The 25,553-nt window shown below is 62.5% G+C and carries 26 protein-coding genes and 2 riboswitches; of the genes, 14 read left to right on the forward strand and 12 right to left on the reverse strand.

Annotation, left to right across the window (positions count from 1 at the left end; translation table 11 throughout):
- Positions 1 to 7: 7 nt before the first annotated feature.
- The 3 genes from GTP44_RS04425 (at position 8) to GTP44_RS04435 (ending at position 1,889) form a co-directional block, all read left to right on the forward strand.
- Complete coding sequence (locus GTP44_RS04425) at positions 8 to 235, forward strand: hypothetical protein (protein ID WP_161018470.1); 228 nt, start codon at positions 8 to 10, stop codon at positions 233 to 235.
- A gap of 78 nt (positions 236 to 313) precedes the next feature.
- Positions 314 to 1,384: a DNA topoisomerase IB gene (locus GTP44_RS04430; protein ID WP_161018471.1), complete on the forward strand. Its 1,071-nt coding sequence runs from the start codon at positions 314 to 316 to the stop codon at positions 1,382 to 1,384.
- A gap of 70 nt (positions 1,385 to 1,454) precedes the next feature.
- The gene (locus GTP44_RS04435; protein WP_161018472.1) at positions 1,455 to 1,889 is read left to right on the forward strand and encodes a hypothetical protein; all 435 of its coding nucleotides are present in this window, start codon (positions 1,455 to 1,457) and stop codon (positions 1,887 to 1,889) included.
- On the opposite strand, the gene GTP44_RS04440 is transcribed toward GTP44_RS04435, so the two are convergent.
- The 7 genes from GTP44_RS04440 to GTP44_RS04470 form a co-directional block, all read right to left on the reverse strand.
- On the reverse strand, positions 1,886 to 2,944 hold the full coding sequence (locus GTP44_RS04440; RefSeq protein WP_161018473.1) for an AI-2E family transporter: 1,059 nt from the start codon (positions 2,942 to 2,944) through the stop codon (positions 1,886 to 1,888). The genes GTP44_RS04435 and GTP44_RS04440 overlap by 4 nt on opposite strands.
- Before the next feature lie 3 nt (positions 2,945 to 2,947).
- The gene (def, locus tag GTP44_RS04445; protein ID WP_160990194.1) at positions 2,948 to 3,484 is read right to left on the reverse strand and encodes a peptide deformylase; all 537 of its coding nucleotides are present in this window, start codon (positions 3,482 to 3,484) and stop codon (positions 2,948 to 2,950) included.
- A complete protein-coding gene (gene galU / locus GTP44_RS04450; RefSeq protein ID WP_161018474.1) occupies positions 3,484 to 4,380 on the reverse strand; it encodes a UTP--glucose-1-phosphate uridylyltransferase GalU in 897 nt (298 codons plus the stop codon). Before galU ends, def begins: the two co-directional genes overlap by 1 nt.
- A gap of 4 nt (positions 4,381 to 4,384) precedes the next feature.
- The gene (gene ligA, locus GTP44_RS04455; protein WP_161018475.1) at positions 4,385 to 6,721 is read right to left on the reverse strand and encodes an NAD-dependent DNA ligase LigA; all 2,337 of its coding nucleotides are present in this window, start codon (positions 6,719 to 6,721) and stop codon (positions 4,385 to 4,387) included.
- An 11-nt stretch (positions 6,722 to 6,732) separates the two neighbouring features.
- Positions 6,733 to 7,923 (reverse strand): cell division protein ZipA C-terminal FtsZ-binding domain-containing protein, encoded by a 1,191-nt coding sequence (locus GTP44_RS04460; protein ID WP_161018476.1) that lies wholly within the window; start codon positions 7,921 to 7,923, stop codon positions 6,733 to 6,735.
- Complete coding sequence (gene smc, locus GTP44_RS04465) at positions 7,920 to 11,447, reverse strand: chromosome segregation protein SMC (RefSeq protein WP_161018477.1); 3,528 nt, start codon at positions 11,445 to 11,447, stop codon at positions 7,920 to 7,922. The genes GTP44_RS04460 and smc overlap by 4 nt, the downstream gene beginning before the upstream one ends.
- Before the next feature lie 93 nt (positions 11,448 to 11,540).
- A complete protein-coding gene (locus tag GTP44_RS04470) occupies positions 11,541 to 12,167 on the reverse strand; it encodes a phosphatase PAP2 family protein (RefSeq protein ID WP_161018478.1) in 627 nt (208 codons plus the stop codon).
- An 82-nt stretch (positions 12,168 to 12,249) separates the two neighbouring features.
- On the opposite strand from GTP44_RS04470, the gene GTP44_RS04475 reads away from it, so the two are divergent.
- Positions 12,250 to 12,849, forward strand: coding sequence for a glutathione S-transferase family protein (locus GTP44_RS04475; protein ID WP_161018517.1), 600 nt, complete (start codon positions 12,250 to 12,252; stop codon positions 12,847 to 12,849).
- On the opposite strand, the gene GTP44_RS04480 is transcribed toward GTP44_RS04475, so the two are convergent.
- The gene (locus GTP44_RS04480) at positions 12,850 to 13,725 is read right to left on the reverse strand and encodes a LysR family transcriptional regulator (RefSeq protein WP_161018479.1); all 876 of its coding nucleotides are present in this window, start codon (positions 13,723 to 13,725) and stop codon (positions 12,850 to 12,852) included.
- Positions 13,726 to 13,823: 98 nt separating this feature from the next.
- Between GTP44_RS04480 and GTP44_RS04485 the strand changes: the two genes are divergently transcribed.
- Complete coding sequence (locus GTP44_RS04485; RefSeq protein WP_161018480.1) at positions 13,824 to 14,450, forward strand: LysE family translocator; 627 nt, start codon at positions 13,824 to 13,826, stop codon at positions 14,448 to 14,450.
- Between the two features lie 134 nt (positions 14,451 to 14,584).
- On the forward strand, positions 14,585 to 14,803 hold the full coding sequence (locus GTP44_RS04490; RefSeq protein WP_161018481.1) for a hypothetical protein: 219 nt from the start codon (positions 14,585 to 14,587) through the stop codon (positions 14,801 to 14,803).
- A 64-nt stretch (positions 14,804 to 14,867) separates the two neighbouring features.
- Here the strand turns inward: GTP44_RS04490 and GTP44_RS04495 are convergent, their stop codons facing one another.
- Positions 14,868 to 15,428 (reverse strand): ATP-dependent Clp protease proteolytic subunit, encoded by a 561-nt coding sequence (locus GTP44_RS04495; RefSeq protein WP_160990185.1) that lies wholly within the window; start codon positions 15,426 to 15,428, stop codon positions 14,868 to 14,870.
- 120 nt (positions 15,429 to 15,548) lie between these two features.
- A riboswitch (glycine riboswitch) is annotated at positions 15,549 to 15,646 on the forward strand.
- A 22-nt stretch (positions 15,647 to 15,668) separates the two neighbouring features.
- A riboswitch (glycine riboswitch) is annotated at positions 15,669 to 15,768 on the forward strand.
- Between the two features lie 53 nt (positions 15,769 to 15,821).
- On the opposite strand from GTP44_RS04495, the gene gcvT reads away from it, so the two are divergent.
- The 7 genes from gcvT to GTP44_RS04530 all read left to right on the forward strand — a co-directional run bounded on the left by gcvT (position 15,822) and on the right by GTP44_RS04530 (position 21,857).
- On the forward strand, positions 15,822 to 16,943 hold the full coding sequence (gene gcvT / locus GTP44_RS04500; protein WP_161018482.1) for a glycine cleavage system aminomethyltransferase GcvT: 1,122 nt from the start codon (positions 15,822 to 15,824) through the stop codon (positions 16,941 to 16,943).
- A 45-nt stretch (positions 16,944 to 16,988) separates the two neighbouring features.
- Positions 16,989 to 17,369 (forward strand): glycine cleavage system protein GcvH, encoded by a 381-nt coding sequence (gcvH, locus tag GTP44_RS04505; protein WP_160990183.1) that lies wholly within the window; start codon positions 16,989 to 16,991, stop codon positions 17,367 to 17,369.
- 106 nt (positions 17,370 to 17,475) lie between these two features.
- Entirely contained in the window at positions 17,476 to 20,370 is a 2,895-nt protein-coding gene (gcvP, locus tag GTP44_RS04510; RefSeq protein WP_161018483.1) for an aminomethyl-transferring glycine dehydrogenase, read from the forward strand.
- A 98-nt stretch (positions 20,371 to 20,468) separates the two neighbouring features.
- The gene (locus GTP44_RS04515; protein WP_161018484.1) at positions 20,469 to 20,795 is read left to right on the forward strand and encodes an ArsR/SmtB family transcription factor; all 327 of its coding nucleotides are present in this window, start codon (positions 20,469 to 20,471) and stop codon (positions 20,793 to 20,795) included.
- An 8-nt stretch (positions 20,796 to 20,803) separates the two neighbouring features.
- Positions 20,804 to 21,040 carry a hypothetical protein gene (locus GTP44_RS04520; protein ID WP_160990180.1) on the forward strand — a complete coding sequence of 79 codons (237 nt, stop codon included), beginning with the start codon at positions 20,804 to 20,806 and terminating at the stop codon, positions 21,038 to 21,040.
- Between the two features lie 24 nt (positions 21,041 to 21,064).
- Positions 21,065 to 21,487 carry a hypothetical protein gene (locus GTP44_RS04525; protein ID WP_202423976.1) on the forward strand — a complete coding sequence of 141 codons (423 nt, stop codon included), beginning with the start codon at positions 21,065 to 21,067 and terminating at the stop codon, positions 21,485 to 21,487.
- 28 nt (positions 21,488 to 21,515) lie between these two features.
- Positions 21,516 to 21,857 (forward strand): hypothetical protein, encoded by a 342-nt coding sequence (locus tag GTP44_RS04530; RefSeq protein ID WP_161018485.1) that lies wholly within the window; start codon positions 21,516 to 21,518, stop codon positions 21,855 to 21,857.
- Here GTP44_RS04530 and GTP44_RS04535 read toward each other — a convergent pair.
- Genes GTP44_RS04535 through GTP44_RS04545 form a run of 3 tightly spaced genes read right to left on the reverse strand, consistent with a single transcriptional unit; the run spans position 21,854 to position 24,389 of the window.
- Positions 21,854 to 23,296 carry a hypothetical protein gene (locus GTP44_RS04535; RefSeq protein WP_161018486.1) on the reverse strand — a complete coding sequence of 481 codons (1,443 nt, stop codon included), beginning with the start codon at positions 23,294 to 23,296 and terminating at the stop codon, positions 21,854 to 21,856. The two genes, GTP44_RS04530 and GTP44_RS04535, sit on opposite strands and share 4 nt — an antisense overlap.
- Positions 23,293 to 24,009 carry an ABC transporter ATP-binding protein gene (locus GTP44_RS04540; RefSeq protein WP_161018487.1) on the reverse strand — a complete coding sequence of 239 codons (717 nt, stop codon included), beginning with the start codon at positions 24,007 to 24,009 and terminating at the stop codon, positions 23,293 to 23,295. The genes GTP44_RS04535 and GTP44_RS04540 overlap by 4 nt, the downstream gene beginning before the upstream one ends.
- The gene (locus tag GTP44_RS04545; RefSeq protein ID WP_371867140.1) at positions 24,006 to 24,389 is read right to left on the reverse strand and encodes a GntR family transcriptional regulator; all 384 of its coding nucleotides are present in this window, start codon (positions 24,387 to 24,389) and stop codon (positions 24,006 to 24,008) included. The genes GTP44_RS04540 and GTP44_RS04545 overlap by 4 nt, the downstream gene beginning before the upstream one ends.
- Before the next feature lie 182 nt (positions 24,390 to 24,571).
- Between GTP44_RS04545 and xth the strand changes: the two genes are divergently transcribed.
- Positions 24,572 to 25,357 carry an exodeoxyribonuclease III gene (xth, locus tag GTP44_RS04550; protein ID WP_161018489.1) on the forward strand — a complete coding sequence of 262 codons (786 nt, stop codon included), beginning with the start codon at positions 24,572 to 24,574 and terminating at the stop codon, positions 25,355 to 25,357.
- Positions 25,358 to 25,553 lie beyond the last annotated feature (196 nt).

Raw genomic sequence — 25,553 nt, forward strand, 5'->3', positions numbered from 1 at the left:
GACGATCATGACCATATTTGCCGCACCCGTTTTCGACGCCACCGTGATCTACGATGGCCATGAGCTATTCAAGGGCCAGGGGGCCGCCAAGGGCTGGGCCGAGAAGCTCGCCAAAGAACTGGAATGCGAGATCGGCGTCGAAAAGATCGGCACCGGCTGGGTGCTGACCGGCACCGTGGACGGCGCAGCGTGCAAATGGAGCATCGTCGGCCAGCGCCTGAAGCGCATGGGCTGACCAATTCGTGCGCTGGCGCACATCATGGTCCTGACGGGCCGGGTACGATTTGCCGTACTCAGCCCACCAAGGATAACGATGAAGCGCGATGACCTTCCAGCCGCCGATCTGGCGCCCGTTGCCGCCAAACTGGCGGGGCTGCGCCATGTGCACGACGACCAGCCGGGTATCGCCCGCAAAGCGCGCGGAAAACAGTTCCACTACGTCGACAGCGACGGCCACGCCGTCAAGGATGCCGACACGCTGGCCCGTATCAAATCGCTGGTGATTCCGCCGGCATGGACCGATGTCTGGATCTGCAAGCAGCCGCTGGGCCATCTGCAGGCCACCGGCCGCGATGCGCGGGGACGCAAGCAATATCGCTATCACGCGCGCTGGCGCAGTCACCGCGACGAGGCGAAATATGAGCGCATGCTCAGCTTCGGCAAGGCGCTGCCGGCGATCCGCAAGGCGGTCGATGCGGCATTACGCAAGCCTGGACTGCCGCGTGAAAAGGTCTTGGCCACCATCGTCTATCTGCTGGAAGCGACCTTGATGCGGATCGGGAACGAGGAATATGCGCGCGAGAACAAATCCTTCGGTTTGACCACGCTGCGCGACCGCCATGTGCGGCTCAATGGCGGAAAAGTGGAATTCCGCTTCCGTGGCAAGAGCGGCGTGCATCACGCGGTGGCGGTTCACGATAAACGACTGGCGCGTATCATCGCCCGCATCCGCGATTTGCCGGGACAGGAGCTGTTCCAGTACGAAGATGACGACGGCGAACCGCATGCCATCGATTCGGCGGACGTCAACGACTACCTGCAATCGGTCACCGGCGCGGATTACACCGCCAAGGACTTCCGCACCTGGGCCGGCACCGTGCTGGCCGCCGTCGCGCTACAGGAGTATGAAAAATACGACTCCGAGGCGCAGGCCAAAAAGAACGTGGTGCAGGCGATTGAATCCGTCGCGAAAAAACTCGGCAATACACCGACCATCTGCCGCAAATGCTATGTGCACCCGGCAGTCATCGAGTCCTACCTCGACGGCACCATGCTGACCGCCCTGCGCCGCCGTGCGCAGCAAGAACTCAAGGAAGACCTGTACGCGCTGCACCCGGAGGAAGCCGCCGTCCTCGCCCTGCTCCAACAGCGTCTGCAACGTTAGCCGCGTCTCCGTTCAGTGAAGTTCAGTCGCGCCGGTTTGGCCTGGCTCAAACGGGAGTAGAATTGTGTGAATGAATAAGCCACTGTCGTTCCCTTTCCCCATCCGCAAGGAGTGCCCGCCGGGTGCTTGCGTGTGCGGCCGCGATGCCTTGCTGGATGCGTGGGAGCAGGCGCCGGACGACACGGATATTCGTGTCCTGAAACTCACGCGCGAGGAAGAGAAGCGACTGATCGGGGCGATCGAGGGCGTCGCTTCATATGAGGACCTGGACCGCATCAACCGCAAGCTGCGCGAACTGCTGGGCATTACGCTGACCATCACGCCATCGCCGCACGGCGTCAGCACGGTCATGGGCCTGTCGATCAAACTGGCCGAGCAGCCGGGCCTGTGCCGCAAGACGCATGAGGCGCTGCCGGCCGCCGTGCGCCGCTGCTTCCGCGGCAAGCCGGATATCGTCTACGCGCTGTTGAACGCGCGCGATCTGCTGCGCGAAGAGGACAGCTAGTCAGCGTGAAATTCGCTGGCGGAGACGAACAAGTCCCAGGCCGCGATGAACATCGCTGCCACCACCGGGCCGATGACGAAACCGTTCAGGCCAAACAAGGCCATGCCGCCGACCGTCGACAGCAGCACCACGTAATCGGGCATCTTGGTGTCCTGGCCCACCAGGATCGGGCGCAAGAAGTTATCCACCAGGCCAATGACGAAGACACCGAACACGATCAGGCTAACGCCCTGCCACACCGCGCCCGTGGCCAGGAAGTACACCGCCACCGGCGCCCAGACGATGGCCGCCCCGACGGCAGGCAGCAGCGACAGAAAGGCCATCAGCACACCCCACAGCACCGGCGCGCGCACGTCGAGGAACCAGAACGCCAGACCGCCAAGCGCCCCCTGCGCGATGGCGACCAGGATGTTGCCCTTGACGGTGGCGCGGATCACGGTAGTGAAATTCTGGAACAGCCGCTGCTTGTATTTGCGGCTCAGCGGCACCGCCTCGCGGATGCGCTTTGCCAGCTTGTCACCGTCGCGCAGCAGGAAGAACAGAAGGTAAAGCAAAATGCAAAGACTGGTCAGGAAATCGAAGGTGTACAGGCCGGCGTTGATGGCGCGCTTGGCCACTTCCTGGCTCACTTGCGATGCCGCCTCGGTCAGCTTGTCCTGCAGGTAAGCGAGGCTGGTCAGGTGGAAGCGGTCCAGCAGCGACACCATCCAGTTCGGCAGCGCCGCCATGATTTTATTGAAGAACATGCCCACCGTGATTTCACCGGAACGCACCAGCTCCACCACGGAAGACGCCTGATTGACGATCGAAATCGAGACCAGCGTCAGTGGCAGGATGACCATCACCACAATCAGCAATAGCGTCAGCATCGAGGCCAGGCCGGCGCGATTGCGGGTGCGCTGCAACAGCCAGCGGTAAACCGGCGCGAACAGGATCGCCAGGATCACGCCCCAGAAAATCGCTCCGCCATATGGCGCCAGTATCCAGCCGAATCCAATGGTGACGAGGGCCAGCAGGAACAGGAAAACCTTTTGTTGGAACGAGAAAGGGGGCATGGATCAGTCGTCGTCGTTGGGGTCGAGATCGGGGAACATCACTTCGGTGAAGCCGAACCTGGAAAAGTCCTTGATGCGCATCGGGTACAACTTGCCCAGCAGGTGGTCCACCTCGTGCTGCACCACGCGCGCGTGGAAGCCGTCCACTTCGCGCCTGATCGGCTGGTTGTACTCATCCACGCCCTCGTAGCGCAGCTTGATGTAGCGCGGCACGCTGCCGCGCAGACCGGGCACCGACAGGCAACCTTCGAAGCCCTCTTCCATTTCGTCCGACAAAGGCGACAGCACGGGATTGATTAATACCGTTTCCGGCACCTGCGGCGCATCCGGGTAGCGCGTGTTCTGCTTGAAGCCAAAGATCACCAGTTGCAGGTTGACGCCGATCTGCGGCGCCGCCAGCCCGGCGCCATTGGCCGCGTGCATGGTGTCGAACATGTCCGCGATCAGCTGACGCATGGCCGGCGTGTCGAATTCCGTCACCGGCTCGGCGACGCGCAGCAGGCGCGGATCGCCCATCTTCAGAATCTCGCGGACGGTCATTACGCGTATCCTTTAATCTGGCATTGCAATTCACTCAGGAACTCGCGGAAGGCGTCGCCGGTTTCGGCGTGCTTGAGGCCCATCGCGGTGGTGGCTTTCAAGTAGCCCAGTTTGGAGCCGCAGTCGTAGCGGGTGCCGTCGTAGCGGTAGGCCAGTACGCGCTCGCTCTTCATCAGCGCGGCGATGCCGTCGGTTAGCTGAATCTCGCCGCCGGCGCCGGTGGACAGATTTTCGAGATAATCGAAGATGCGACCGGACAGCACATAACGTCCCACCACCGCCAGCGTGGACGGCGCCTGTTCCGGCGACGGCTTCTCAACGATGCCGTGCACCAGCTCCAGATTTTCCCGATAGTTGCTGGCACTGACGATGCCGTACTGGCGCGTTGCCTCGCGTGGCACGTCGTGTACGGCCAGGATGCTGGAGCGTTCATACGCATACAAGTCCACCATCTGCGCCAATACCGGCTTGACGCCATCGGCGGTGTCCATGAAGTCGTCCGCCAGCAGCACGGCGAACGGTTCGTCGCCCACCACCGGACGTGCGCACAGCACCGCATGGCCAAGCCCCAGCGGCGCGTGCTGGCGGATATAGATGCAGTTGACATGCTTGGGAATCACGTTCTGCACCAGTTCCAGCAACTGCCGCTTGTTGGCCGCCTCCAGCTCGGCCTCCAGCTCATAGGCGGTGTCGAAATGGTCTTCGATGGCGCGTTTGTTGCGGCCGGTGATGAACACCATTTCGGTGATGCCGGCCGCCACCGCCTCCTCCACCGCGTACTGAATCAGCGGCTTGTCGACGATGGGCAGCATCTCCTTCGGCTGCGCCTTGGTCGCGGGAAGGAATCGACTACCAAGACCGGCAACCGGAAATACGGCTTTTCTGATTTTCTGCATAGTTTTATTTTTGCGAGAGTAACGCCAGCAGGCCGGCTTCGTCGAGTATGGTCACTTCCAGTTCCTGGGCTTTTGCCAGCTTGCTGCCGGCATCGGCGCCCGCCACCAGATAATGGGTTTTCTTCGAGACGGAACCGGACACCTTGCCGCCTTCCGCCTCGATCAATGCGGCCGCCTGATCGCGGCCCATGGTGGGCAGTGTACCAGTCAACACGAAGGTTTTGCCGGTCAGGTGGCCTTCCGCCGACACGCTTGCCGGCAATTGCGCCAGCAGGTCTTCGCGCAGCAGATGCAGCGCCTTGACCTGTTGCCGATTGCCCGGCTGCGCCATCCAGTTCTCCAGCGACTCGGCCACCGTCGCCGGCAGGCCGAAGACGTTGAACACCTGCAGATACGCCAGCGCTTCCAGCGTCACGCCCTCTTCCAGCAGTTGCTTGCTGCGAGGTTCGGTCAGTTTGGGGATCGCCAGCGCGGCCAGCAGCTTGACCGGGTCGAGCTGCTCGCGCAGCCTGGCGCTCGGCGGATGCTCGCCTTTCGGCGCCACGCCGGCGGCCAGCAGCGCATCGATCGCTTCCTGATTCTTCGGTTCGGAGAAAAATTCAGCGATCGATTCGGCCACCGTGCCGCCGATATCGGGCAGCACGCGCAGCAGCGCCGCCGGCACGCGGCGGATCAGCTCAAAGCGGCCCAGCCACTCGGCCAGTGTTTTGGCGGTGGACTCGCCAACGTGGCGGATGCCCAGCGCGAACAGCAGGCGCTCCAGCGGCGGGTTCTTGCTGGCGGCGATGGCTTCCAGCAGATTGTCCGCCCACTTGGTGGCGATCTTGCCCTTGGCGACCGTGTCCGGCGTGGTGCCGTCGCGTTCATCGGCGAGGCGTTTCATTTCCAGGAGATCGTCCAGCTTCAGCGCGTACAGGTCGGCCACGCGCTGCACCTTGCCCCATTCAACCAGGCTGTCGATGTAGCGGTCGCCCAGGCCTTCGATGTCCATCATGCGGCGGCCGGCGAAGTGGCGGATGGCTTCCTTGCGCTGGGCGGAACAGAACAAGCCGCCGGAGCAGCGCGCGATCGCCTCGCCCTCTTCGCGCACCACATGCGAGCCGCACACCGGGCATTCCTTCGGCAACTCGTAGGCCACCGTCGATTCGGGACGGCGGTCCAGCACCACCGCCAGCACTTCAGGAATCACGTCGCCGGCGCGGCGCACGATGACGGTGTCACCGACGCGCACGTCCTTGCGGCGGACTTCATCCTCGTTGTGCAGCGTGGCGTTGGTGACGTTGACACCACCGACGAACACCGAGGCCAGTCGCGCCACCGGCGTGATGGCGCCGGTGCGGCCAACCTGCACTTCAATGGCCTGTACCGTGGTCAGCGCTTCTTCAGCCGGGAATTTGTGCGCCAGTGCGAAACGCGGGGCGCGCGAGACGAAGCCCAGGGTGCGCTGGTCTTCCAGGCGGTTAGCCTTGTACACCACGCCGTCGATTTCATATGGCATGACCGGACGGGCCGCGCCGATCTGTTGGTAGTAAGCCATCAAGCCGTCGTAGCCGCGCACCACGGTGGCTTCCTTCGCCACCGGCAGGCCAAGTTGGCGATACCAGTCCAGCAGCGCCGAGTGCGAGCCGGGCATCTCGGCGCCTTCCAGCGCGCCGACGCCGTAGGCGAAGAAGCTTAGCTTGCGGGAGGCGGTGATGCGCGAATCGAGCTGGCGCAGGCTGCCCGCCGCCGCGTTGCGCGGGTTGACGAACTCCTTCTGGCCGGCGTCGCGCTGGCGCGCGTTCATCGCCTCAAAATCCTTTTTGAACATCAGCACCTCGCCGCGCACATCGAGGATGGCCGGCGGGTTGGCGCTGTTCAGGCGCAGCGGAATGCTGCGGATGGTGCGGATATTGGCGGTGACATCCTCGCCGGTGTAGCCATCGCCCCGCGTGGCCGCCTGCGCCAGCACACCGTCGATGTAGCGCAGATTGATCGCCAGGCCGTCGTATTTGACTTCGGCGGCGTATTCCACCAGCGCGGCGGTGTCGAGCCCATCGCGCACGCGGCGGTCGAAGTTCTCGATGTCTTCGTCGGTAAAGCCGTTGTTCAGCGAGAGCATCGGCACCGTGTGCGTCACCTGCTCGAACTGCGGCAGCGGCGCCGCGCCGACACGCTTGGTCGGCGAGTCCGGCAGCGCCAGCTCGGGGTGCGACTCTTCGAGTTTCTGCAACTCGACAAACAGCTTGTCGTATTCCGCGTCCGGAATGGTCGGTGCGTCCAGGACGTGATAGGCGTGCAAATGCCGGTTCAGCTCCGCGCTGAGTTGCCCGATGCGCGTTTTGAAATCTACTTCTGACATCACCAACCTTCTTAGCTGAACAGACGCAGCGCGCGGGTGGAGCCGGCAGGGATGTCGGCGTCGTTCATCTCCGCGTAGAAGTCCTGCACCTGGCCGGCGATTTCCGTCAGCGCCGTATCGGACAGCGGCTGGTTGTAATCATCGACGATGGTCGCGTCCAGGCGCGTCACAAGCGACCTGGCGCAAGCGACCATGGCGCCGAAGCCGTCGCGCACCGGCGCCACGCATGGCACGTCGAGCAGCAGCGTCAGGCGCGCGGTGGTCTCCTCGGCCGGCGTCACATTGGTCGACAGCGAGAACAGGAAACCGCCCTCGCCGTCCGGCATCACAAAGCGGCCGTCCGGGCGCACGTCGAAGCCCTGCTTTTCCAGCGCGCCGATCAGCGTGTTGAGCGCCCACGGGGCGCCGTTCGATTGCAGGTTGACGCCCAGCTGCGCGTCGTGACCGGCGACGAAGCGATGCAGGTTGCGCGCCTCGGCCATCACTTCGATCATGTCCGGAATCACCGGCTCGGCGCCGATTTCGTCGGCCATCGCGCGCAGACGCGTCACCAGTTCCGAGTATTCCAGCTCATTGAGCGCGGTGGTGCGGCTGGCCAGTTGCACGCCACCTTGCAGCTCGGTGTAGACGCCGCCGTGGGCGACCGGCTCCCAGTCGCCGCTGACGGCCTTGCCGATGTAGTGCACCGGCTTGTTGCCGACCATGCGCAGGGTTTGCAGCACCGGCAACAGCTTGTCGCCGCGCGCCGGCGTCTCCAGCGCCAGCGGCAGCAGGCAGTCGATCAGTGGGTCGACCAGCGCAGTGGCCTGTTCCGCCGCCGCCGCCGATGCGGCTTTGGCGCGGGCGGCCAGTTCATCGTCGCTGGCCGGCTGGCCGGCTTCGTCGTCGGTGGTGAATTCGGCCGCCACCGCGCTCAGCGCCGCTGCGGCGGCCGAGGCTTCGCCCCCAGCCACGCCTGGCGCCGCGCTGTCGAGCGAGAAGCTCGGCTCCTGGCGCACGTGCGGAGCGCTGGCGAGGTCCGGCGTTGGCGTAGGCGCCAGTTGCGGCGCGTCGTCGCCGCGCATCAGCACATCGTCATGGTCGGTCGCGAAAGCGCGCTCGACGCTTTTCTTGGCCTTGTATTCCTGGATTTTGTTGTACGTGAATACGCCGGCGACAAACACGCCGGCGGCCGCGAGTAAACTGAGTTGGAGATCTGTCATGCTGCTTGTGCCTCGGTAGCGAAGTTTGCGGCGGATTCCATATCCACCGCCACGATGCGCGATACACCCTGCTCCTGCATCGTCACACCGATCAGTTGATTGGCCATCTCCATCGCAATCTTGTTGTGCGAGATGAAGAGGAATTGTGTGTGTTCAGACATGCGCTTGACCATGCGGCAGAAGCGCTCGGTATTGGCGTCGTCCAGCGGCGCGTCCACCTCGTCCAGGAGGCAGAACGGCGCGGGATTAAGGCGGAACATGGAAAACACCAGCGCGGTGGCGGTCAACGCCTTCTCGCCACCGGATAGCAGGTGAATGGTGGCGTTCTTCTTGCCCGGCGGCTGGGCCATGACCTGCACGCCGGAGTCCAGAATTTCGTCACCGGTCATGATCAGCTTCGCCTGGCCGCCGCCAAACAGAATCGGGAACAGCTCGGAGAAGTGACCGTTGACGCGGTCGAAGGTGTCCTGCAGCAGATCGCGCGTTTCCTTGTCGATCCTGGTGATGGCGTCTTCCAGCGTGGCGATCGCCTCCTGCAAATCGGCGTTTTGCGCATCGAGGAAATTCTTGCGCTCGGAGGCGGTGGCCAGTTCGTCCAGCGCCGCCAGGTTGACGGCGCCGAGCAGCGAAATGGCGTTGGTCAGGCGCGTCACCTCACCTTGCAGATACGACGCCTTCATCTCCGGATGCAGCTTCTCGGCCAGCGCCGCCTCGTCGGCCTGCACCTCGGCCAGTTGCGCGGCAAACTGCTCCTGGTTCAGACGCGCGGCCTGCTCCTTCAGTTGCAGTTCCATGATTTTGTCGCGCTGCGGTTGCAGCGCGCGCTCGCTCGACATGCGGCCTTCCTCGAACATGCGCATCTGCTGCGCGATCTGATCGAGTTCGTGGCGCGCATCGGACAGCGCCTTCTCCTGTTCGGTGCGACGATCCAGCAGCTCCTGCAAGCCTTCGTTGGCCGTGCCCTGCTCCAGGCCCTCCAGCTCCATGCGGCCGGCTTCCATGCTCTCGGTCACCTGCGCCACCTGCGCGCTGGCGGTGGCGATCGTGCGGCGGAATTCCTCGATCTTGCTGCGCTGAGTCTTTTCCGCGAACTGCGCTTCCTGCGCGGCACGTTCCAGATCGCGCAGCACGGCGCGAGCGTCCGCCAGGCGCTGCTCTTTTTGCAGGAAGTCGGTCTGACCGTCTTCGTGCGAGCCTTGCAGTTCGCCCAGCTCCATATCCAGCTGCTCGAACTTCTCTTCGGATTCCAGCTTGATCTGGGTTTGTTCCTCTTCCTGCGCGGTGATCTCCGCCAGATCGGCCTCGATCTGCGTGCTACGCTGGTTAAAGCGCGCCTCGATCTCCGACAGCTTCACCACATCCAGTTGCAACGTATGCACCGACTGCTGCAGGCTTTGCAGCTTGGCGCGATATTCGGTGACACGACGCGACAGGTCGGAAACGGCGGCGTCCGCGCGCACCGCGCGTGTACGCGCTTCGTCGGCCAGCATCTGCTGCGCGCGCAACTGCTTGGTGATGTTGTCGATTTCCTGCTGGCGTCCCAACATGCCATCCTGCTCGGAGTCGGCGGCGTAGAAACGCACACTGCTCTGCGTGACCACGTGGCCCTGGCGCGTGATGATGCTGCCGCCGGCCGGCAGCTTGGCGCGGTCATTGAAAGCTTCGGCCGTGTCTTCGGCAAAGTAGACGTTGTGCAGCCAGTCCTGCAACAAGCCGCGCAAGCCGGGGTCGTTCAACTTCAGCAGCGACAGGAACGGCTTCAGGCCGGGCGCCTCCAGCGGGGCCGGCGGCACGGCGGCCGATGGCGCGAACAACGCCAGCTTGGCCGGTGGGGCGTCGCTGAAGAAGGCCTTGGCCCACTCGATGTTCGACATTTGCAGCGCCGACGTGCGTTCGCGCAGCACCGATTCCAGCGCCTGCTCCCAGCCGGCTTCGATATGCAGTTTCTGCCAAAGGCGCGGCAGCGACTCCAGTTCGTGCTTCTGCAGCCACGGCGTGACCTTGCCCTGCGTCTGCACCCGCTCCTGCATCTGGCGCAGCGCGTTCAAACGCGCTTCCAGCTGCGCGTTGGCGGCGGTTTCGCTGTTGACCTGCTGCTGCGCTTCCTGCCGCTCCTGCTCCAGTTTCGGCTGCTGTTCCAGCGCCTCTTCAAGGATCAAGCTCTGCTCTTCCAGCGCCTGCTGCTTCTCTTCCAGTTGCAGGCGCAGATTGGACAGGTGCGCGCTGTCCGGCATGCTCAGGCCGTTCTTCTCCTGTTGCAGGCGCTCGCGCCGCACGGCCAGGCCGTTGAGGATATTGTTGGCGTTGCGCTGATGCGCGGATTCCAGTTCCAGCTGCTGCTGCGCCTGCATGATGCGGGAGCGCGATTCCGTACTGCGGGTCTGCGCTTCCCTCCACACCTGTTCCAGCATCGGCAGCGATTCGGCCTTTTGCTCGGCCATCATCCGCGCCTCTTCCACCTTGGCGCCCAGTTCTTCCAGCGAGAACTCGGCTTCCTCGATTTGCTCGCCGGTTTCGGTGGCCTGGCGCTGCCACTGGTCGCGCTGCGCGGTCAGTGCGGCCAACTGCGCCTGCAAGCGCCCACGCGACTCCACCACGAACTTGATCTGCGCTTCCAGGCTGCCGATTTCGGCGTTGGTCTGATACAGCGCGCCCTGCGCGCTATGCAGGCGGTCGCCGGCGGCAAAGTGCGACTGGCGCATGTGCTCCAGCGACAGTTCGACGTTGCGCAGCTTGGCGGTTTGCTCTTCCAGATCGTTCTGCGCCTGTTCGACGTCGCGGAAGTACTTTTTTTGCTCGTTCTCGGCCTCGATCTTGCGCAGCAGCCAAAGCAGTTTTTGCTTCTCTTCCTGGTCGGCCTGCAACTGGTGGAAGCGGGTCGCCACGGCGGCCTGGCTTTCCAGCTTTTCCAGATTGGTATTCAGCTCGCGCAGGATATCTTCCACCCGCAGCAGGTTCTCGCGCGTGTCGTGCAGACGGTTTTCGGTTTCGCGGCGGCGCTCCTTGTACTTCGAGACGCCGGCGGCTTCTTCGAGGAATACGCGCAGTTCTTCCGGGCGCGATTCGATAATCCGCGAAATCATGCCCTGGCCAATGATGGCGTAAGCGCGCGGCCCCAGGCCCGTGCCGAGGAAAATATCCTGGATGTCGCGACGGCGCACCGGCTGGCCGTTGATGTAGTAGGTGGAGGTGCCGTCGCGCGTCAGCGTGCGCTTGACGGCGATTTCGGCGTACTGGCCCCACTGGCCGGCGGCCTTGCCGGCATTGTTATCAAACACCAGCTCCACCGACGAGCGTCCGGCCGGCTTGCGATGGGTCGAGCCGTTGAAGATGACGTCCTGCATCGACTCGCCACGCAGCTCGGACGCTTTCGATTCGCCCAGCACCCAGCGCACGGCATCGATAATGTTCGACTTGCCGCAACCATTGGGACCCACCACGCCAACCAACTGACCCGGCACCTGGAAATTGGTGGGATCAACGAAAGACTTAAATCCCGACAATTTAATGGAGGATAGACGCACGTTGTTTTATCTAGGTGTTTGGGCTGGAAAATTTCACAATAATACCATTTAGCGCATCATATCAGGCCGAAAAAGGATCGCGCTACACCGTTGTCAGCGCAGCTGCGGCTTGGGCGCTTGCCACACGGCGCGGGTATAGGGATGATCGCGGCCGGACAGGTAGGTGGCCACCTGGGCGATCCACTTCTCGGCCGGAATCGGCTGCAGGCGCGGCGCCACCAGCAGCACCGGCACGCACAGCGCCACCAGCACCCGGCTCAGGGCCATCTGGCGCTCAGCGTTGGCGTAGCCGATGAAGGCGGCCGCCACCAGCAGGCCGAGCACGCAGCCGGTCCAGGCTTCGGAGGGCGAATGGGCATCGACGTGGATGCGCGACATGGCGATCAGCACCGCCAGCGCCACGCCCACGGTACTGCTCAGCATCTGCGTCCAAGGCGGCAGCGAGCGGGTAATCAGGAAGGCCGCCACCGGATAAACGCCGGCGGCGCGCATCGCATGGCCGCTGAAACCGGCGAATTCAACCGATTCGATACCGATGGCCCAGCCCATGAAGGCGAGCTTGGTCAGCACCACCAGCGCCATGCCGCCGCCGAACAGCAGCGCCCAGGTCCACGTCAATCGCCACGATTTGCCGGCCAGCAGCCATACCGCGATGGCGATGCCGATCGGCCCCGTCACCGCCAGACCGCCTGCCACACTTAACCAATGCCACCAAAACATCGTACACTTTCTATTCCGCTGAATGACCACATTTTAGCCTTCATTGCAGCGCAACAAAAGTTAAGTTCAAGTTAAAGTGAAAATGCTCCTACTCGGCAAGTCCACCTCCATCAACGTCCGCAAAGTATTGTGGACCTGCGCTGAAATCGGCGTTCCGTACCAGCTTGAGCAATCCAGCGGGGCCGACGTGCGGCAGATCAATCCCAACGCCATGGTGCCGGTGGTGATCGATGACGGCCAGGTGCTGTGGGAGTCCAATACCATTTGCCGCTATCTGGCGGGCAAGCATGGCCGCGAAGATCTGCTGCCGGCCGCGCCGATGGCGCGCGCCCAGGTGGAAAAATGGATGGACTGGCAGGCAACGGAACTGAACACGGCGTGGCGCTACGCCTTCATGGCGCTGGTGCGTGGCAGCGCCGCGCATACCGATCCAGCCGCCATTGAGGCCAGCATCAGGGAATGGAATCGCCTGATGGCGCTGCTCGATGCGCAGCTTGCCGCCACCGGCGCCTGGGTCGCGGGCGACAGCTTCACGCTGGCCGACATCGTGCTGGGCCTGTCGTTCAATCGCTGGTTATCGACGCCGATGACGCGGCCCGCGCTGCCGGCGCTGGACGCGTGGGCGGCGCGGCTGGGCAACCGTCCTGGCTGGCTGCAGCACGGCGCCAACGGCACGCCGTAATCAGCGCAAACCGAAATGCTTCACCACGAAATCGACGAAGCTATTCAGCTTCGGCGTGGCCTGCCGGCCGCGCGGATAAATCAGATGCAGCGGCCGCAGCGGCGGCATGTGGTCGCGCAGTAGCGGCACCAGGCGGCCATCGGCGACTTCTTCGCTGACGACGATTTCCGCGAGCATGACCAGACCATAGCCGTTCAGCGCCATCTGCTTGAGCGCCTGGCCATTGTTGGAGCGGAAGCGGCTGGGTTGAGGCGTGGCCTCGGCATTCAGCCGCCAGCGCACCACGCGGCGCCAGTGCAGGAAATCCAGGCACTGGTGTTGCGCCAGATCGGCCGGCGTGTGCGGCGCGCCGTGGCGCGCCAGGTAGGCCGGCGAGGCGCAGATCACCATGCCGTAGGGCTTAAGCGGGCGAGCGATCATGGTGGAATCTTCCAGCCGCCCGATGCGGATCGCGGCGTCCAGCCCCTCCTCCACGACGTCGGAGATGCGTTCGCTCAACTCCAGATCCACGCTGACTTCGGGATGCGCTGCCATGTAGTCCGGCAACCGGGGCGCCAGCAAGGCGCTGCCGAAGGCGACCGGGGCGCTGATGCGCAGATTGCCGCGCGCGCCGCTACGCATCGCCAAGGCGCCCGACTCCGCGCTCTGCACGTGGACGAGAATCTGTCGGCATTGCTCGCAGTACTGCTCGCCGATCTCGGTCAGGCTCTGGCGGCGCGTGGTGCGGTTCAGCAAGCGCGCGCCGAGCCGCTGCTCCAGCTCGGCGATATGCTTGCCGACCATCACCACCGACATCTCGAACACCCTGGCGGCGGCCGTGAAGCTGCCCGCGTCGGCCACGCCGACAAACACTTCCATGCTGCGCAATCTGTCCATGATTGTGAATCACTGGTTAAAAATATTGTAAATGGTAGAGCATTTATGTTTTCCCGGGTTAAAACGATACTGAGTTTTTCCTTTGCGGAGTGACTACGATGAGTTTTTCCACCTGGCTGCTGTTCGTTTCCGTGTCACTGGTCGCCGCCTTCAGTCCGGGACCGGGCGTGCTAATGGCAATCTCGACCGCATCCAGCCATGGCGCGCGGCGGGCGTTTTACAGCTCTGCGGGCAATGCGCTGGGGGTGTTTATCGTTGCCACCACGGCGGTGACCGGACTGGGGCTGTTGCTGAAAGCGTCCGAACTGGCGTTTGGATTGCTGAAACTGGCCGGCGCGGCGTATCTGATCCACCTCGGCATCAAGGCTTGGCGTAACGCCGGCAAGCAGACTGCGGCGCAGGCGCAGCAACAGCCGGTGGCGGAAAGCCGGCTCAGCACGTTCCGCGCCGGGCTGCTGGTCGCCGTCAGCAATCCAAAGGCGATCCTGTTCTTTACTGCCGTGTTCCCGCAGTTTATGCCGCAAGACCATATCGATCCGCTGCGCTTCCTGCTGCTGACGGCGACGTTCACCGCATGCACACTGCTGTCGCACTTCTTTTACGTCAGTTGCGCGGCGTGGGTGAAGCGCAATGTCACGGCCAGCGCCAGCCGCCGCCGCTTGGCGGGCCGCGGCACCGGCGTGGTGTTCATTGGCATGGGTGGCGCGCTGTTGACGGTGCGCTAACCGGCCAGCAAGGCCCTGTCCTACAAGCCCCCAAGTGCCACGCCGATACCGACCATGCGGTTGACAACGCATTATGGCCTGACCAGAAACGCTTGGCGTCTCTGGCGTTCTTTCACTTTCGTAAAGGAATCAAAATGAACGCGAATCAAAAAGGTGGCAGTGGTGGCAGTGGTGGCAGTGGTGGCAATAACAAGCAGGGCTCCAACCAGGGCAGCAACAAGCAGTCGAGCGGGTCCGGCTCGTCCGGCGGGTCGCGCAACGGCGGCACCCAGGGCGGCACGCACGAGCAGCACGTCGAGGCTGGCCGTCAAAGCCACAAGAACGACGGCAACAAGCAAAACGGCAACCGCTAAGCAGGCAATCGGTGGTGAATGCGGCGCCCAGCGCGTCGCATCCCCCGCCGCGCTCAGATTTTGCTCAAATGTTCGTCACGCGCTGCCCGCTTGGCGGCACGAAATCCCCGACGCCGTTCACCATTCCCACTTTTAACGCTTCGGCGGCGGTCAGATGCAGGTCCGAATACTCGTGCGTGCGCCAGTGCGCCTCGCTCAGTTCGACATGGTTGCGCAGGATTTGCTCGGTGCGGGCGTCATCCGCCTGCAAGCCTTCGACGATGATACGCAAGGCGTCCGGACGGGCGCCGTGCGGCGCGCTGGCGTGCGACTTGTGCACCATGAAACGCGCCGTTTCGCTAGCGTAGCGTTCGCTGCCGGCCAGGAACAGCACCACCGCGATCGACGCCACGGCACCGGCGTTGTAGGTGACGATTTTGATCGGCAGCTTGCTCAGGTAGTTGTACAGGCAAATGCCGTCGCTCACATAGCCGCCGTTCGACTGGATCAGGATGTGGGCGGTGGTGATACGGTCTTCCGTCATGTCGGCAACCGCGTCGAAGACGCGGCGCACCATGTCGCTGTTGACGTCGCCAGACAGCGTGAACCACGCATGTCCGTCGTAATTGGGTTGGTCTTGGCTCATCTGTGGGCTCTCAAAATCGTGGCATTTATTCTAGCAAATTGTTTCTTTTCCAGCTTTCCCACTTTCATTCGTGCGCAACGCGCCAAGATTGACATTCAAGCCCTTCTGACATATATTCCCGAGTCTTGATCGGGAGAGGGTTGCCGGGCGATTCGCCAGCGCAGCCGCCGAAGGGGCACTACCCAAAAACTCTCAGGCAAAAGGACCGGTCAAGGGGCCATGCAGGGACGTAACTGCGATGGCTCAAACTCTGGAGAGCGGTTGCCGCGGCAACCCACCGAAGGGGCGTGCGGAACCTGCTTTCCGCTATCTCTCAGGTACCAAGGACAGAGGGGCGCAACATGCTGGAATCATTTGTATTCCCTGTTAACCTCTTTTCGTTCGGACCGTACCATGACGCTCAAAGCCACCCCACTCAATAACGCACACCGCGCAGCCGGCGCCCGCATGGTCGATTTCGGCGACTGGGACATGCCGGTCAACTACGGTTCGCAAATCGAAGAGCACAACGCCGTGCGCAGCGACGTCGGCATGTTCGACGTGGCGCACATGTGCGTGGTCGATATCAAGGGCGACAATGCGCGCGCTTTTCTGCGCGGCCTGCTGGCCAACAACGTCGACAAGCTGCAAGTGTCAGGCAAGGCGCTCTACTCCTGCATGCTCAATCCAGAGGGCACCGTCATTGACGATCTGATCGTCTACTTCATCAACGAGAGCTGGTTCCGCCTGGTGGTCAACGCCGGTACCGCCGAGAAGGACGTGGCGTGGATGCAGCAGCAGAACGTCGCCGGCAACCACGGCCTGACGATCACCCAGCGTCGCGATGGTTCCAACGCGATGGCGCTGATCGCCGTGCAGGGCCCGAACGCCCGCGCCAAGGTGTGGGAAGTCATCCCCGAGTCCAAAGAAGCCACCGCCGACATGAAACCGTTCAATGTGGCCTTCGCGCAGAGCGCCCCGTTGGGCGAGGCGATGATCGCCCGCACCGGCTACACCGGCGAGGACGGTTTTGAAATCGGCGTCGCCGCCGACAAGGCCGAGCAGCTGTGGAACGCGCTGGCCGCCGCCGGCGTCAAACCGGCCGGTCTGGGCGCGCGCGACACGCTGCGCCTGGAAGCCGGCATGAATCTGTACGGCCAGGACATGGACGACACCGTGAACCCGCTGGACGCCGGTCTGGCGTGGACCATCGACCTGGTCGCCGAGCGCGATTTCATCGGCAAGGCGGCGCTGCAGGCCAAGGGCCAGAATGCGCAATTCGTCGGCCTGATCCTGCGAGAAAAAGGCGGCGTGCTGCGCGCGCATCAGAAAGTCATCGTGGCCGGCAGCGACGCCACCGGCGAGATCACCAGCGGCACCTTCAGCCCGACCATGCAACAGGCGATCGCGCTGGCGCGCGTGCCGATGGGCGTGAACGTCGGCGACACCGTGCACGTGGAAATCCGCGACAAAAAACTGGCCGCTTCTGTGGTTAAATTGCCGTTCGTCCGCAACGGCAAAATCCTGGCCGCTTAATTAATACCGCTTAATTAATACCCTCACCCTCTGGAGCTTTACAACATGAACATTCCTGCAGACCTGAAGTACACCGAATCCCACGAATGGGTACGCGCTGAAGCCGACGGCACCGTCACTGTAGGCATCACCGAGTACGCGCAGGACGCGCTGGGCGATATCGTCTTCGTCGAGCTGCCGAAAGTGGGCAACAGCTACACCGCCGGCGATGATGCCGCCGTGGTGGAGTCGGTGAAAGCCGCTTCCGATATCTATGCGCCGGTGTCGGGCGAGGTGGTGGCGGTGAACGAAGAGGTGGTCAACGCGCCTGAGTCGATCAACGCCGATGCTTACGCCAACTGGCTGTTCAAGATCAAGCCGGCCGATGCCGCCGCCGTCAACGGCCTGCTGGACGCCGCCGGCTACGGCAAGAACATCGGCGCCTGATCGTCGTCCCGGCGAAAGCCGGGGCCCATGGAACGCCAGCTCAGCATGGGTTCCGGCCTGCGCCGGAACGACAGCTTATTTCTCTTTCTCTGCCTTCGCCCACATCATGACCCGCACCAGCCTGACCCAACTCGAAGCGCGTGACGCCTTCATCGCCCGTCACATCGGCCCAGACGCCGCCGAACAGGCAGCCATGCTGTCGGCTCTCGGCTACGCCTCGCGCGCCGCCCTGATCGACGCCATCGTGCCCGCCAACATCCGCAACAAGGCCGACCTGCCGCTGGGCGCCTACGCGCAGCCGATGCCGGAAAACGAAGCGCTCAACAAGCTGAAAAAAATCGCTTCGAAAAACAAGGTCCTGAAGTCGCTGATCGGCCAGGGCTACTACAACACGCTGACGCCGAACGTCGTCCTGCGTAACATCTTTGAAAACCCGGCCTGGTACACCGCCTATACGCCATACCAACCGGAGATTTCGCAAGGCCGCCTGGAAGCGATCCTGAACTTCCAGCAAACTATCACCGACCTGACCGGCATGGGCATCGCCAACGCGTCGATGCTGGACGAAGGCACCGCCGCCGCCGAAGCGATGACGCTGATCCAGCGCGTCAGCAAATCCAAATCCAACGTGTTCTACGTGGCCGACGACGTGCTGCCGCAAACGCTGGAAGTGGTGCAGACCCGCGCCAAGCCGCTCGACATCACCGTTAAAGTCTTCCATCCAGCCGAACTGGCGGGCATCGACGACTGCTTCGGCGTGCTGCTGCAATACCCGGGCGTGAACGGCAATGTGCGCGATTACAAAGCCGACGTGGAAGCCGTCAAGGCGAAGGGCGCGATGGTGGTTGCCGCCGCCGACCTGCTGGCGCTGACCGTGCTGACGCCTCCGGGCGAATGGGGCGCCGACGTCGTTGTCGGTAACTCGCAGCGCTTCGGCGTACCGCTGGGCTTCGGCGGCCCACACGCCGGCTACATGGCCACCCGCGATGAATTCAAACGCTCGATGCCGGGCCGTCTGGTGGGCGTAACCATCGACGCGCAAGGCAACCAGGCGTACCGCCTGGCGCTGCAAACCCGCGAGCAGCACATCCGCCGCGAGAAAGCCACCTCCAACATCTGCACCGCACAGGTGCTGCTGGCGGTGATGGCGTCGATGTACGCCGTCTACCACGGCCCGCAAGGCCTGCAGCAGATCGCCAAACGCGTGCACCGCCTGACCGGCGTGCTGGCGTCGAATCTGAAGACCCTGGGCTACACCATCACCAACGACAGCTGGTTCGACACGCTGACCGTCAACGTCAAAAATGCAGAGCAGCTGCACGCATCGGCCCACTCGCACGGCGTCAACCTGCGTGCGATCGACGCCACGCACGTTGGCGTATCGCTGGACGAAACGACCACCCGCGAAGACATCGCGCTGCTGTGGACCGTGTTCTCGCATCCGGTCGGCGGCCCTGCCCACGGCCCGGACTTCGACACCGTGGAAGCGGCCGTCGAGCGCGCCTTCCCTGAAGCGCTGCAGCGCGAAAGCGCCTACCTGACGCACCCGGTATTCAACCGCTATCACTCGGAAACCGAGATGCTGCGCTATCTGCGCTCGCTGGCCGACAAGGATCTGGCGCTGGACCGCACCATGATTCCGCTGGGTTCCTGCACCATGAAGCTGAACGCCACCAGCGAAATGATTCCGGTGACCTGGCCAGAATTCTCGACCATCCATCCGTTCGCACCGGAAGCGCAGACCGTCGGCTACCGCGAAATGATCGCGTCGCTGGAAGAGATGCTGTGCGCGGTGACCGGCTACGCCGCCATCTCGCTGCAACCGAACGCCGGCTCGCAGGGCGAATACGCCGGTCTGCTGGTGATCCAGGCTTACCACCAGTCGCGTGGTGAAGGCCACCGCAACATCTGCCTGATTCCATCGTCGGCGCACGGCACCAACCCGGCCTCGGCGTCGATGGTCGGCATGCAGGTGGTGGTCACAGCCTGCGACGCCAACGGCAACGTCGACCTGGCCGACCTGAAAGCGAAAGCAGAACTGCACTCGAAGAATCTGGCGGCCGTCATGGTCACCTACCCGTCGACCCACGGCGTGTTTGAAGAAGGCATCCGCGAACTGTGCGAGATCGTGCACAGCCATGGCGGCCAGGTGTACGTTGACGGCGCCAACATGAACGCGCTGGTCGGCGTGGCCGCGCCGGGCGCGTTCGGCGGCGACGTATCGCACCTGAACCTGCACAAGACCTTCTGCATTCCGCACGGCGGTGGCGGCCCGGGCGTCGGCCCGATCGGCGTTGGCGCGCACCTGGCCAAGTTCCTGCCGAACCAGCGTTCGACCGGCTATATCCGCGACAACGCCGGCATCGGTTCGGTGTCGGCCGCGCCATACGGCTCGGCATCGATCCTGCCGATTTCGTGGATGTACATCGCCATGATGGGCGCCGAAGGACTGACCGCCGCGACCGAAACCGCGATCCTCAACGCCAACTACATCGCGCGTCGCCTGTCGCCGCACTTCCCGGTGCTGTACGCGGGCCACGACGGCCTGGTGGCGCACGAGTGCATCATTGACCTGCGTCCGCTGCAAGACGCCACCGGCATTAGCAACGAAGACGTGGCCAAGCGCCTGATGGACTTCGGCTTCCACGCACCGACCATGTCGTTCCCGGTGCCGGGAACGCTGATGATCGAACCGACCGAATCGGAATCGAAAGCCGAGATGGACCGCTTCATCGACGCCATGATCGCCATTCGCGGCGAGATCGCCAAGGTGGAAAGCGGCGAGTTCGACAAGCTGAACAACCCGCTGAAATTCGCGCCACACACCGCCGAGGTGCTGACGGCCGACGTCTGGGATCGCAAGTACTCGCGCGAAGTGGCCGCCTATCCGGTGCCATCGCTGCGCAAGCAGAAGTACTGGCCGCCGGTCGGCCGCGCCGACAACGTCTACGGCGACCGCAACCTGTTCTGCGGCTGCGCGCCGATCAGCGACTACGAATAAGTTAGTCTCGCTCCCTGAAAATCCCGGCCACACGCCGGGATTTTTTTTGCTTGCGCTTTTTGCTTGCGTTCATTACACCTGTCAGATATTATTGACACATGAAATCAAAACATCTCACGGGCGATCAGTTGCTGGCGGCGCTGGCGGCGCTGTCCAACCCGCATCGTTTGCGGGTGGTGGCGGCGCTGTCGTCCGGCGGACGCAATTATGTGAGCCAGTTGGCGCGGGAGTTGAATATCAGCCGGCCTTTGCTGCATCTGCACCTGCAGAAGCTGCAGGATGCCGGGCTGGTCACCAGCCAACTGGAGTTGTCGGCCGATGGCAAGGCGCTCAATTATTTTGAGGCGGCCCCATTCGCCATCGACCTGACGCCGGCAATCATCGCTGACGCGGTAGCAACACTGACCAACCAACCTGAAAAATAGAGGCGCATATGTCTGAACCGGTTTACCTGACTACCCTGGCGATCTTCTTCGGCACGATCTTCATGATCTTCCTGATCCGCTCGCAGACCATCATCAAGAAGGCGCAGTTGCAGGCGGAGAATGAGGCGTCGTACCGCGCCATCGCCGAGCGCGCCGTCGCCGCACAGGAGGAAACCGCCGCCGCGCTGGCCGACCTGAAGGTGCGCATCATCGCCATTGAAAAAGTGCTGAAAGACGTCGAATAATCCCCATCTGAGGAGCGCCAGACCATGCCACACGTATCGCTGTTTCGCCTGTATTCGCTGAGAGCTGTGTATTGCATCATTGCGCTGGGCCTGGCGCTGGTGGTGTGGCCGGGTGTGCTGCGGCACGCCGAGCCATGGGGCTTGGCGCAGGGCGTCGTCAAGTGCATGCTGACGGCGTTCAGCCTGCTGTGCATTATCGGCATCCGCTATCCTTTGCAGATGTTGCCGGTACTGATATGGGAAATGAGCTGGAAAACGCTGTGGCTGCTGCTGGTGGCCCTGCCCGCGTGGCGCACCGGCCAGATGGACGAGGCTATTATCGCCACCGCTTTCGAATGCGCGGTCGCGATCATCATCCCGCTGGCGATGCCGTGGCGTTACGTCTATGCCCACTACATCCAGAAAACCGGAGACCGCTGGCGCGCAGCGTCCGCTCAGATGTTGTAATCTGTGCGGACTCACCACGGGAGCGACCTTGAAAGCATCTTCGCGCGCAGTACTGATTTCCGCCTTGCTATTTCCGGGCCTCGGCCACCTTGCGCTACGTCCCCGGCGCGGCGCGCGCGGCATGCTGTTTCTGGTGCCGGCCGCCGTCGCTGTGCTGTACCTGCTGAGCACCATACTGCAACTGACCAATCAGCTGCTGGCCGAAATCAATAACGGCACGCTGCCATTGGACCCGACCATGCTGCTGGAACGCGTGCACGCCTCCGGCGCCGACAATTTCGCCACCAACCTGGCGTCGGCGGTGGTGCTGATCTGCTGGGTCAGCGCGGTGGTCGATGTGCTGTGGCTTAGCCGCCCAGCAAAGTCTTAAACCGCCAGACGCCCCGCCGGCAGCACCGGCGGCAACGCCAGCAGCTTGCGCCAGCGACGGCAGAGCACCAGCAAACTTACCACAGCAATCACGCCTGCCAGCCAGAACCACGGTAGCTGATAGCGCGCATTCACCAGCGACAGCAGGACATTGCAAACGATCATATACGGCACACTCACTGCAATCCAGGACGTACTCTTGTCTGTGGCCTGCGCGACCGCATAATCACGCGGCAGCTTGCAGGCCAGCGGCAGCAACAAGATGGCCAGCATAAAGCTGATGCCGCGCAGCCCGACCTCCCCCTGAATGACGAAGTCGATGCAGCATACACACACCAGCGCCGCCAGCCAGACCATGAAGAAGCCGCGCAGCATGGCGCCGGCCAGCAGACGGTTGACCTGCGCCTTGGCGGGCGCACTGGCACTAAGGAAAAATATCGCCTGTTCGGTACGATAGCGTATGGCGCCGTCAACCACGCCCTGGACATACATCATTAAAATCAGCAGCACCGAACACTGCATCACCGTGCCCATCACCACAAAGACGCTGGCACTAACGCGTCCATGGGCCACTGCCAGCACGGCCAGCGCGATCATCGTGTTGACCACCCCGGAAGCGATATAGGTCGCCGGGTGCGCGCCCGGCCCGAGCGCGTACATCATCATGCGCTGCGGCGTGCCGCCATCGCGGCTATCGTTGCGCAGCGACACCTGATAGCGACTGGCGCGCTTGGCCTGCCACCATTCGCCGAGGCGCGTGACAGGGACCGCTTGTGCAGGTGCCCGCGCCGCGTCCTTGTTGCGGCAAAGGCGCTTGAACCAGACCCAGTGCGCATCGCCGCCCTGAGGGAACACTTGGCGCAAGCCCCAGGCGCCCAGCGCCAGCAACATCACACAGCCGAGCACGGAGGTGGCGGCCTGGCCCAAGTCTTCGTGCAGTGCCGGGATTAGCCGGTCGGCCAGGCCGGTTTTAGCCAGCGGCAGCGCGATCAACGCTGGGAAAAACCCCGCCCACTGGTAGCGCGAGATGAACAGGATGTACAAGCTCATCGCTCCGCCAGCCAGCAAGGCATAACCAGGGGCGCCGAATATCCACGCTATCGGCACGCTCAGCAGCAATGAACTGGCGATGAGCAGGATGGTGGTCAGGCGCATCAGGCGCGTGCGCAATTGCGGCACCAGGACGGCATATTCCGGCCGGTTTTGCGCCGTCGCGTTTTTAAGGAAGATGCCACCCCACATCGGCACGGCAACAAACAGAAACAATGCCAACAGTCCCTTGGTCGGCGACGATTTGTTCAAGTACAGGCTCACCGCCATGATGAGCAATACGCCGCCCAGCAGCAGCCAGGTAACGCGCTTCATCATGCGGTAACCGGTCTCTTCACGAAACACCTGCAAAAGCAATTGCCGGTAAGCCGTCCAGCCGGTGGCGCTCATTTCGTCACCTCGAAGAACAAGTCTTCCAGGCTGAGATTTTTGCCTTCCAGCAATTCATCCAGCGCGCCTTGCAACACGATTTTGCCGCCTTGCAGGAACGCCACGTCCAGCGCCACGCGCTCCAGGTCGGACAGAATGTGGGTAGAGAAGATCACCGTGGTGTCGCGCTCGATGACGCCGCTGATCAATTCCTGCAGAAAATCGCGGCGGCCGATCGGGTCCAGACTGGCAACCGGCTCGTCCAGCACCAGCAACTTCGGATCGTGGGCCAGCGCGCGGATGATCGACAGGCGCTGCTTTTGTCCGCCGGAGAGCTTGGCGACCTGCTTGTTCGCGGTATCGCCGTCAAAGCCCCAGCGCTGCATCAGGCCATCGACCTTGGCCTGATTCCAACGCGGATACAGCGCTTTGAAATAGTCCAGCAGTTGCAATGGCGTCAACCACTCGAACACTTCCGACTTTTGCGGCACGTAGCCGATGTTGGCGCGGACCTCATCGTTGAGCGCTCCCGCAGGATGACCGAACAGCGAACTGCCGCCGGAATCGGCTTCGCGCAGGCCCAGCAGGCACTCCAGCAGTGTCGACTTGCCGACGCCGTTGCGGCCCAACAGGCCGATCACCTTGCCCGGTTCAATCGTCCAATTAACACCTTGTAATACCTGCTGTTTATCGAAAGCTTTATGCAGGTTATTTATTTCAACGACTGACTTCATTTGGTTTCTCCAAGAATTTTTGTGAACAGCGCAATAACAGTCTGACTATCCAGCTCCAGCTGGCGCGCTTCGACGGCGGCGCGCTCCAGCGTCGGTATTAAAAGATTCTCGCGGCCCTGGGGTTTATTACCCTCTGCCACCAACATGCCAACTCCGCGTGCCCGGCTTAATAAGCCCTCGGTTTCCAGCATGTTATAAGCCTTGGAAACGGTCATCGGATTGACGGCCAATGCCACGGCGACATCACGCACCGATGGCAAAACATCGCCGGGTTTTAAAGCGCCGGCGGCAATCAATCGCCGCACCTGCTCGATCAACTGCCGGTAGATAGGATCGGATGAACCGGTCGCTATCGAAAATAAGCTGGAAGTGTGGGTCACCGTGATTCCGTATTTGTGTATTAGTTGAGTAATACAGTAGACTTGTTTTGATAACGTGTCAAGCGGCATTTGTTAGCTATGCCATCCATTGGCCTGAACATGCCAATAACTGGTGTAACCACGGGGCCTGTGCGTGGGCAAGCGCACAGGCGCATGAGGCGTGAAACGTTTATACTGGCTGTATGCGTATCGCTACATTCAACGTCAACGGTATAGGCGCCCGCCTCCCTGCCCTGCTGCAATGGCTGGAAGAAACCCAGCCGGATGTCGTCTGCCTGCAAGAATTAAAAGCGCCACAAGAGAAATTCCCGATAGACGCCATTCAAGCGGCTGGATATCAGGCGATCTGGCACGGTCAGAAAAGCTGGAATGGCGTCGCCATATTGGCGCGCGGCCAGTTGCCGATCGAAACCGGACGTGGCCTGCCCGGCGATCCGGACGACAGCCAAAGCCGCTATATTGAAGCGATGGTGAGCGGCATATTAATCGGCGGCTTATATCTGCCGAATGGCAATCCCGCACCAGGACCGAAATTCGACTACAAACTGAAATGGTTTGAGCGGCTGATTATTCACGCTGAAAAATTACTCGACAGCCCAGCGATATTGGCTGGCGATTTTAACGTCATCCCGAGCGAGCTGGATGTCTATAAACCCGAGCGTTGGCTTGACGACGCCTTATTCCGTCCGGAAGTACGCGACGCCTATCACCGTCTGCTGGCGCAAGGCTGGACCGACGCGCTGCGCACCATGCATCCCGACGAAAAGATATACACGTTCTGGGATTATTTCCGCAACGCCTACGGACGCGATGCCGGGCTGCGGATCGACCACCTGCTGCTCAGCCCATCGCTGGCGCCGACGCTAACAAAAGCCGAGGTGGACCGCCATGTGCGCGGCCGTGAAAAGCCCAGCGACCACGCCCCCGTCTGGGTCGAGCTGGATGTTGAAAAACGGTGTCAGGTCTGACAAAAGCACACGGCCTCAACTGCGTAGCAGTTGAGGCCGTGTGCTTTTGTCAGACCTCGTATATTGAATCTACCGCGCCATCGCCGGATAATGTGGAGGTGGCAACGGTCAGGCAGGGTGACGCCGACCAGACTTTGGGTAGTTGAACCCGTGTGTCAGATAGGCGCCCTTGTCTGTTTCATTTTATTAGTCCGAA

It is taken from the genome of Duganella lactea, assembly GCF_009857505.1.
GTDB lineage: Bacteria > Pseudomonadota > Gammaproteobacteria > Burkholderiales > Burkholderiaceae_D > Rugamonas > Rugamonas lactea.

Bases quoted from the DNA above. Each gene is read 5' to 3' on its own strand.
- GTP44_RS04425 (WP_161018470.1), top strand. From the start codon at position 8: ATGACCATATTTGCCGCACCCGTTTTCGACGCCACCGTGATCTACGAT.
- GTP44_RS04430 (WP_161018471.1), top strand. From the start codon at position 314: ATGAAGCGCGATGACCTTCCAGCCGCCGATCTGGCGCCCGTTGCCGCC.
- GTP44_RS04435 (WP_161018472.1), top strand. From the start codon at position 1,455: ATGAATAAGCCACTGTCGTTCCCTTTCCCCATCCGCAAGGAGTGCCCG.
- GTP44_RS04440 (WP_161018473.1), bottom strand. From the start codon at position 2,944: ATGCCCCCTTTCTCGTTCCAACAAAAGGTTTTCCTGTTCCTGCTGGCC.
- def (WP_160990194.1), bottom strand. From the start codon at position 3,484: ATGACCGTCCGCGAGATTCTGAAGATGGGCGATCCGCGCCTGCTGCGC.
- galU (WP_161018474.1), bottom strand. From the start codon at position 4,380: ATGCAGAAAATCAGAAAAGCCGTATTTCCGGTTGCCGGTCTTGGTAGT.
- ligA (WP_161018475.1), bottom strand. From the start codon at position 6,721: ATGTCAGAAGTAGATTTCAAAACGCGCATCGGGCAACTCAGCGCGGAG.
- GTP44_RS04460 (WP_161018476.1), bottom strand. From the start codon at position 7,923: ATGACAGATCTCCAACTCAGTTTACTCGCGGCCGCCGGCGTGTTTGTC.
- GTP44_RS04470 (WP_161018478.1), bottom strand. From the start codon at position 12,167: ATGTTTTGGTGGCATTGGTTAAGTGTGGCAGGCGGTCTGGCGGTGACG.
- GTP44_RS04475 (WP_161018517.1), top strand. From the start codon at position 12,250: ATGCTCCTACTCGGCAAGTCCACCTCCATCAACGTCCGCAAAGTATTG.
- GTP44_RS04480 (WP_161018479.1), bottom strand. From the start codon at position 13,725: ATGGACAGATTGCGCAGCATGGAAGTGTTTGTCGGCGTGGCCGACGCG.
- GTP44_RS04485 (WP_161018480.1), top strand. From the start codon at position 13,824: ATGAGTTTTTCCACCTGGCTGCTGTTCGTTTCCGTGTCACTGGTCGCC.
- GTP44_RS04490 (WP_161018481.1), top strand. From the start codon at position 14,585: ATGAACGCGAATCAAAAAGGTGGCAGTGGTGGCAGTGGTGGCAGTGGT.
- GTP44_RS04495 (WP_160990185.1), bottom strand. From the start codon at position 15,428: ATGAGCCAAGACCAACCCAATTACGACGGACATGCGTGGTTCACGCTG.
- gcvT (WP_161018482.1), top strand. From the start codon at position 15,822: ATGACGCTCAAAGCCACCCCACTCAATAACGCACACCGCGCAGCCGGC.
- gcvH (WP_160990183.1), top strand. From the start codon at position 16,989: ATGAACATTCCTGCAGACCTGAAGTACACCGAATCCCACGAATGGGTA.
- gcvP (WP_161018483.1), top strand. From the start codon at position 17,476: ATGACCCGCACCAGCCTGACCCAACTCGAAGCGCGTGACGCCTTCATC.
- GTP44_RS04515 (WP_161018484.1), top strand. From the start codon at position 20,469: ATGAAATCAAAACATCTCACGGGCGATCAGTTGCTGGCGGCGCTGGCG.
- GTP44_RS04520 (WP_160990180.1), top strand. From the start codon at position 20,804: ATGTCTGAACCGGTTTACCTGACTACCCTGGCGATCTTCTTCGGCACG.
- GTP44_RS04525 (WP_202423976.1), top strand. From the start codon at position 21,065: ATGCCACACGTATCGCTGTTTCGCCTGTATTCGCTGAGAGCTGTGTAT.
- GTP44_RS04535 (WP_161018486.1), bottom strand. From the start codon at position 23,296: ATGAGCGCCACCGGCTGGACGGCTTACCGGCAATTGCTTTTGCAGGTG.
- GTP44_RS04540 (WP_161018487.1), bottom strand. From the start codon at position 24,009: ATGAAGTCAGTCGTTGAAATAAATAACCTGCATAAAGCTTTCGATAAA.
- xth (WP_161018489.1), top strand. From the start codon at position 24,572: ATGCGTATCGCTACATTCAACGTCAACGGTATAGGCGCCCGCCTCCCT.